This window comes from Paracoccus endophyticus (assembly GCF_003286075.1).
GTDB lineage: Bacteria > Pseudomonadota > Alphaproteobacteria > Rhodobacterales > Rhodobacteraceae > Paracoccus > Paracoccus endophyticus.
The window spans coordinates 1-6,112 of sequence record NZ_QLUV01000034.1 but is presented as its reverse complement, the minus strand read 5'-3'; the positions used below and the strand labels follow the sequence as shown (position 1 = coordinate 6,112).

General features: G+C 67.7%; 4 protein-coding genes and 1 CRISPR repeat array. All 4 genes read right to left on the bottom strand.

Going from position 1 to position 6,112, the window contains the following annotated elements; all coding sequences use genetic code 11:
• Positions 1 to 83: 83 nt before the first annotated feature.
• Positions 84 to 722, bottom strand: coding sequence for a hypothetical protein (locus DPQ23_RS15585; protein WP_162630795.1), 639 nt, complete (start codon positions 720 to 722; stop codon positions 84 to 86).
• A gap of 676 nt (positions 723 to 1,398) precedes the next feature.
• Positions 1,399 to 4,164: direct repeats of the CRISPR family, unit length 32 nt; unit sequence GTTTCGATCCACGCCCCCGCGAAGGGGGCGAC.
• A gap of 178 nt (positions 4,165 to 4,342) precedes the next feature.
• Positions 4,343 to 4,633 (bottom strand): CRISPR-associated endonuclease Cas2, encoded by a 291-nt coding sequence (gene cas2, locus DPQ23_RS14970; protein WP_112875561.1) that lies wholly within the window; start codon positions 4,631 to 4,633, stop codon positions 4,343 to 4,345.
• Position 4,634: 1 nt separating this feature from the next.
• Positions 4,635 to 5,669 (bottom strand): type I-C CRISPR-associated endonuclease Cas1c, encoded by a 1,035-nt coding sequence (gene cas1c, locus DPQ23_RS14965; protein ID WP_112875560.1) that lies wholly within the window; start codon positions 5,667 to 5,669, stop codon positions 4,635 to 4,637.
• Positions 5,666 to 6,112, bottom strand: a 447-nt coding sequence (gene cas4 / locus DPQ23_RS14960) for a CRISPR-associated protein Cas4 (RefSeq protein ID WP_112875562.1), incomplete at its 5' end; no start/stop codon positions are given. The genes cas4 and cas1c, both read right to left, overlap by 4 nt.

Genomic DNA, 6,112 nt, shown 5'->3' with positions numbered 1-6,112 from the left:
GAAACCGTGCCGATGTTGCTCTGGGCGCTCCTGGCCTCAGGGCAGATCCAGATGCGCAAGGTCGACGGCTGGGAAACCCTCACTCAGCCCCTCCAGCCGATGCCACTTGACCTCGCCGCCTGATCGGAGCCAGCTTCACATGCCCGAAGCGAGCCGCCAGGCAATTTCCACCACATTCGCGACACGACCTTGTCGTGGATTCTCCGCTTGTCCCTTGGAGACATGTCGGCTGCGGATCCGGGGCGCGCGAGCACCAAGTCTGCTGTTCTGCCGACCCGCGTGGCCGTCGCCACGGCTGCCGTGAGCTGCTTCTTGAGGTTCTTGAGCACCGTCCTGTCCTCGGCGTCCGCTGCGAACTGATCTGAAAGCAACAGGACGCTGCCGGATAATTCATCCAGTTTGCGTGCGGCGTGCCGGGCTTCGTGCCTGACGTCTTGGAGTGTCGCCTTGGCGCGCCGCAGGGCGACGGACTTTCTGACCTCCACAAGGTTGATGGCGGCATCGTTCTCGAGGCAGTTTCCAAGCTCGATCGAACACCGCTCGAGTACTTCGCGCGGCAGCCCGGACTGTTGTTCAAGAAGATCGATCTGCTCGACGCTCAGCACTCCACGTTCGTGGTAACTGCCGATCCGCCAACCATAGTTCCCGGGACGCTCGTCCATCCGTGGATAGATCGAGTAATCGTCGTCCCCTGTCTGCGTGCTTCTGGGATTCTTCGCCATGACTCGCCCCTTTGCAAGGAATGCGCCGTTCGGGCGCGATCGGCTGTCGCCAGGTTATTGATCGAGGTCAGCACGAGCAATCGGGAACCTTGGGCAGTGCCTACCAGTGCCGTCATCACCCTTCGCCAGTCGGCAACAGTCCGGCCCGCCTGCGGCACGGTTTATACCGACGCTCCTCCGTGACGGGGCTGTTGCGAAAGAGCGATGGTCACGGTGTGCGGAGACACCGGCCACCAAGCCTCCGACATGATCCGGGGACTACCCCACCCCGCGCCGAACCGACTCCTTCTGGGCCGGCGCAGAAGCACGACAACAAAACCCACCGGCGGGTGCTGGCGTCATCGGGACGCAAAGAACGACCGGGGACCGCGCAAGCCGCGACGGCGGATGCCGGGCGGGAGAAAAGCCCGCGGGGAAGCGGCTGGCCACCGACAAGAGGCATCGTGTGGATACGGATCAGGAAGCGAAGGGCCTTCCTCCGCAAGACGGGGGGAGGGAGCGGGGGCCGGATATTGTCTCAGGCCCTGACAGACTGACACGACCGCACATTGGTACCTGCCGACGCTCGACTGTCGCGACCAAATGATGCGAGCGGACAACCGGCTAGCGGATCGGACGATCGCAGCCCGGGAAGAGAGTGAGCGCAGCCCATTTCCGCCGACCGACAGACGCTGGTGTTTCGATCCACGCCCCCGCGAAGGGGGCGACCAGGAAGGCGCTGGCTTTTCTCGCCCGCAATCGCGGTTTCGATCCACGCCCCCGCGAAGGGGGCGACCGGGACCGCGGCGGCCCAGAACGCCACCACGGCGTTTCGATCCACGCCCCCGCGAAGGGGGCGACTGCTGTTCCTGTTCCATCCGATGTGCGTTGAATATGTTTCGATCCACGCCCCCGCGAAGGGGGCGACACCCCCCGCAGGGGATACAAGGGCAATTACAGATGTTTCTATCCACGCCCCCGCGAAGGGGGCGACGACAACAACCGGACGGGCGTCGGGGACGCGACCCCGTTTCGATCCACGCCCCCGCGAAGGGGGCGACATCCTATCGGCCTCTGATATTTCGTTATTATCAAGGTTTCGATCCACGCCCCCGCGAAGGGGGCGACGTGTCGCATCCAACAGAGCAAGTGCTTGGCGGGGTTTCGATCCACGCCCCCGCGAAGGGGGCGACATGTGTGGAACCCGCTTTGGCAGATTACCGACAAGGTTTCGATCCACGCCCCCGCGAAGGGGGCGACTCCGGCCGCGGCCAGACCCCCTACGATGGAGAGGTTTCGATCCACGCCCCCGCGAAGGGGGCGACTCGGGCCGCAATACCGCAATGCGGTGTCAGTCCTGTTTCGATCCACGCCCCCGCGAAGGGGGCGACGGCCGGGGGCGTGTATCGTCCGGTCGCCGTGTCGTTTCGATCCACGCCCCCGCGAAGGGGGCGACCAGCGCCCGCCGTCTCGGACGTGGCGTCCTCGATGTTTCGATCCACGCCCCCGCGAAGGGGGCGACGATCGACGCGGGCGTTACGCCGACGACGATTGACCTCGTTTCGATCCACGCCCCCGCAAAGGGGGCGACGGGGGACGGTCGCCTTGTGTCGGTGTCCTTCATCAAGTTTCGATCCACGCCCCCGCGAAGGGGGCGACATCTCGACGACCGAGAGCTGCGTGTCGGGCTGGAGGTTTCGATCCACGCCCCCGCGAAGGGGGCGACGCCCGCGGCACTGAAGGAGGCCGAGGTCCGGTCCAGGTTTCGATCCACGCCCCCGCGAAGGGGGCGACGTTTGTTCCGCGTCCTGGCGGGCGAATACGGCGGGTTTCGATCCACGCCCCCGCGAATGGGGCGACTGGCGGCGGTCGCCGTGGCAGCCCGTCTGGGCGTGTTTCGATCCACGCCCCCGCGAAGGGGGCGACGTTACTGCTCGGCGCGGTGCAGGGCTGCCACCTGGTTTCGATCCACGCCCCCGCGAAGGGGGCGACAATGCGGCATTAAGTGCGATGGACGCTTTAGGGTCGTTTCGATCCACGCCCCCGCGAAGGGGGCGACCCTCGGCCCGCGCCATCAGGCCCGAGGTGTCGACGGTTTCGATCCACGCCCCCGCGAAGGGGGCGACTCCGGCAGCTTGGCCAGCGCGGTGTGCAGCGGCCAGTTTCGATCCACGCCCCCGCGAAGGGGGCGACCGGTCGAACACCCAGCCCGCAGGCGTGCCGTGGAAGTTTCGATCCACGCCCCCGCGAAGGGGGCGACTGCCACCGACCTTACATTCCTTGGCGCTGATAGCGTTTCGATCCACGCCCCCGCGAAGGGGGCGACGCAACACCACGCTGGCGGTGCCGGCGTCGTTCAGGTTTCGATCCACGCCCCCGCGAAGGGGGCGACCCCGTTGCACCAGTCCGGTCAGGGTCATGTAGAGGTTTCGATCCACGCCCCCGCGAAGGGGGCGACACCTGCAAGACCTTCGGTGCCCAGCACACGGGCGCGTTTCGATCCACGCCCCCGCGAAGGGGGCGACTCGACGCCGAGCCCGGCCCCCGCTACTGGGAACAGTTTCGATCCACGCCCCCGCGAAGGGGGCGACCTGCGTGGACCCGGCAAAATCCCGGCCGGTGCGGTTTCGATCCACGCCCCCGCGAAGGGGGCGACGCATGATCAGGTATGCTGCTGTCCTGCCAAATGGGGTTTCGATCCACGCCCCCGCGAAGGGGGCGACACGGGGGTGCGGGTGATGGACCGCCCTTCGATGGTGTTTCGATCCACGCCCCCGCGAAGGGGGCGACAAGTGGCGCTGGCGGCCAACTCGGTCACGATCTCGTTTCGATCCACGCCCCCGCGAAGGGGGCGACGACCTCGGGGTCTTGCCCCAGGTGGCCGATCAGGTTTCGATCCACGCCCCCGCGAAGGGGGCGACTCCATCACGAGCTGATGGACGCGGCCGCGCTGGACGTGTTTCGATCCACGCCCCCGCGAAGGGGGCGACCCGTATGTGGCCCTGTAGACCCTGCGACCTGGTGTGTTTCGATCCACGCCCCCGCGAAGGGGGCGACCAGCTTGGGCGGCAGCTCGCCGCGGTCCCGGAAGAACGCGTTTCGATCCACGCCCCCGCGAAGGGGGCGACTGTTCGGTGGATTGTGAGGGCGCGCGCTCAGGTGCGTTTCGATCCACGCCCCCGCGAAGGGGGCGACCACCCACCATGCTCTTGACGCCGTTGATGATGCCCTGTTTCGATCCACGCCCCCGCGAAGGGGGCGACGTCCACGACAGCGCGCCCGAAATCGCCCATCGCCTGTTTCGATCCACGCCCCCGCGAAGGGGGCGACCAGCGCCAGCGCATCCGAGGAGGAGAGGTTCTTGTTTCGATCCACGCCCCCGCGAAGGGGGCGACACGATGTTGTCGCTGCAATCCGTCAGGATGATACCAGTTTCGATCCACGCCCCCGCGAAGGGGGCGACTCCCCCACCATTAACCCACTGATCCGCTTTCGGAAAGAAGCCGCGGTCTGCCCACCCGCCCACGCGCGCAGCCAGGCGCCTCCTCCGCTGCTGTCGCCACATGGAAAGGTCGAAGGAATTGCGTAACTTGAACCATGTGCGAACCCTCCTGCCCCCGGCGACACGCTTCGGGTTCGCATCAAAGGATCAGCGGTCCGCCCAAGTCGGTCGCGGGCTTGGCGCCGACATGCTCGACCCGCCGGGTCCAGTTCGCACCAAGGTAATAGTAGCGCAGGCTGTCATGCCTGGGGTCGATGATCTGTTCAAGCCCGGCCTTCAGCCGTGTCCATTGCGCGGGATCGACCTCGATCTCGAAAACTGAATACTGCACCCGCTGGCCCCAGTCCTGGCAGGCGCGCGCCACGCGGCGCAGGCGCTTCGCGCCGCCCTCGGTCTGGACCGCCACGTCATAGGTGACCAGGACCAGCATCTCAACTCCAGAACCACGGCGGATAGGCGTCCAGATCGCCCCGCAGATGACGCGACAGCAGTTGCGCCTGGACCCAGGGGACCAAGCCGAAGGGCACCTTCTCGCGCAGGAAGGGATGCAGCCGTTCCTCGCGCTTGCGTTCCTGCCAAGCGGTGATGACGGTGCGGCGGGCCTCGTCGGTCAGGCTGACGGCGCCGCTGTCGGCGATGACGAAATCGCCCGCGCGCAACTGGCGCCGGTTGACCAGGGACAGCGCCAGACGGTCGGCCAGCGGCGCGCGCAACTCCTCCATCAGGTCCAGCGCGAGGCTGGGACGGCCCGGACGGTCGCGGTGCAGGAAGCCGACGGCGGGGTCCAGCCCGACCGCCTCGCAGGCGCTGCGGCAGTCATGGACCAGCAGCGTGTAAAGGAACGACAGCAGCGCGTTCATCGCATCCAGCGGCGGGCGGCGCGACCGGCCGGTCCAGCGCAGCGCGGCGTCGGGGCTGCGGATCAGGTGGTCGAAGGCGGCGAAGTAAAGCTGCGCAGCCTCGCCCTCGGCCCCGCGCAGATCGTCAAGCGTGGCGGGGCTGAACTCGACGCGGCGCATGATCCGGGCTATGCGGTCGCAGGCGGCGCCAAGCGCCGCCGCCTGCGCGGGGTCCATCTCGTCGCCGTAATCGCGCATCGCCCGGCGCAGCACGGCGCGCTGATTGGCGATCTTGCCGATCAGCAGCGACCGCACGATGTCCTCGGGTGCGTCCGACGCGCGGTATTGCGCGCGGCGCAGCAGGACGTTGCCGGTGACGGGGCCTTCGACGCGGGCCTGGAACCGCCCGTTCCGGTCCAGCAGCGCGATCGAGACGCCCGCCCCGGCACAGGCCCCGATCAGGGCGGGGGTCAGCAGGACCGGGCCGCAGGCAACAATCCCCGTCAGCATATGCATCGGCACGCGGCCCCGTTCCGCGCCGTCCAGTTCGGCGACCACGTTCTCGCCGTCCTTGCGCAGCGCCATGCCCTCGGTGGTGACGTAAAACGTGTTGAGCAGCTTTTTCATGGCGCAACCGCGGCAATTGCGGACTCGACCTGTCGCCGCCGCCATGCCCGCACGGGTCGCGCCACGTTGTCGGGGCGGCACAGTTCGGCCAGCGAGCAGGCCCGGCAGCGGCTGCGATGGAGCGTGGGCGGCGGGGTGACGCCGCTGGACAGGACGGCGGCGAGTTCGGCGACCGTCGCCTCGGTCAGTGCGCGCAGGTCGGCGTCGAACGGGACGGTCACCCGCCGTTTCGTCGTGGCATAGAACAGAGCGCCCTGCGGCACCGCCTGGCCGGTCATCTCTTCCAGGCACAGCGCCTGAGCGCACAGCTGGACCTCGTCGGCGCGGTGCAGCTTGGGCTCGCCGCGCGGCTCTGTTGCACAAATCGGGTGATGGCCGAGGTTGCCCTTCTCCCGGTCAGAGCTATCCCACAGCTTCAGTGACAGGCATGCCGAGGGCGGTGT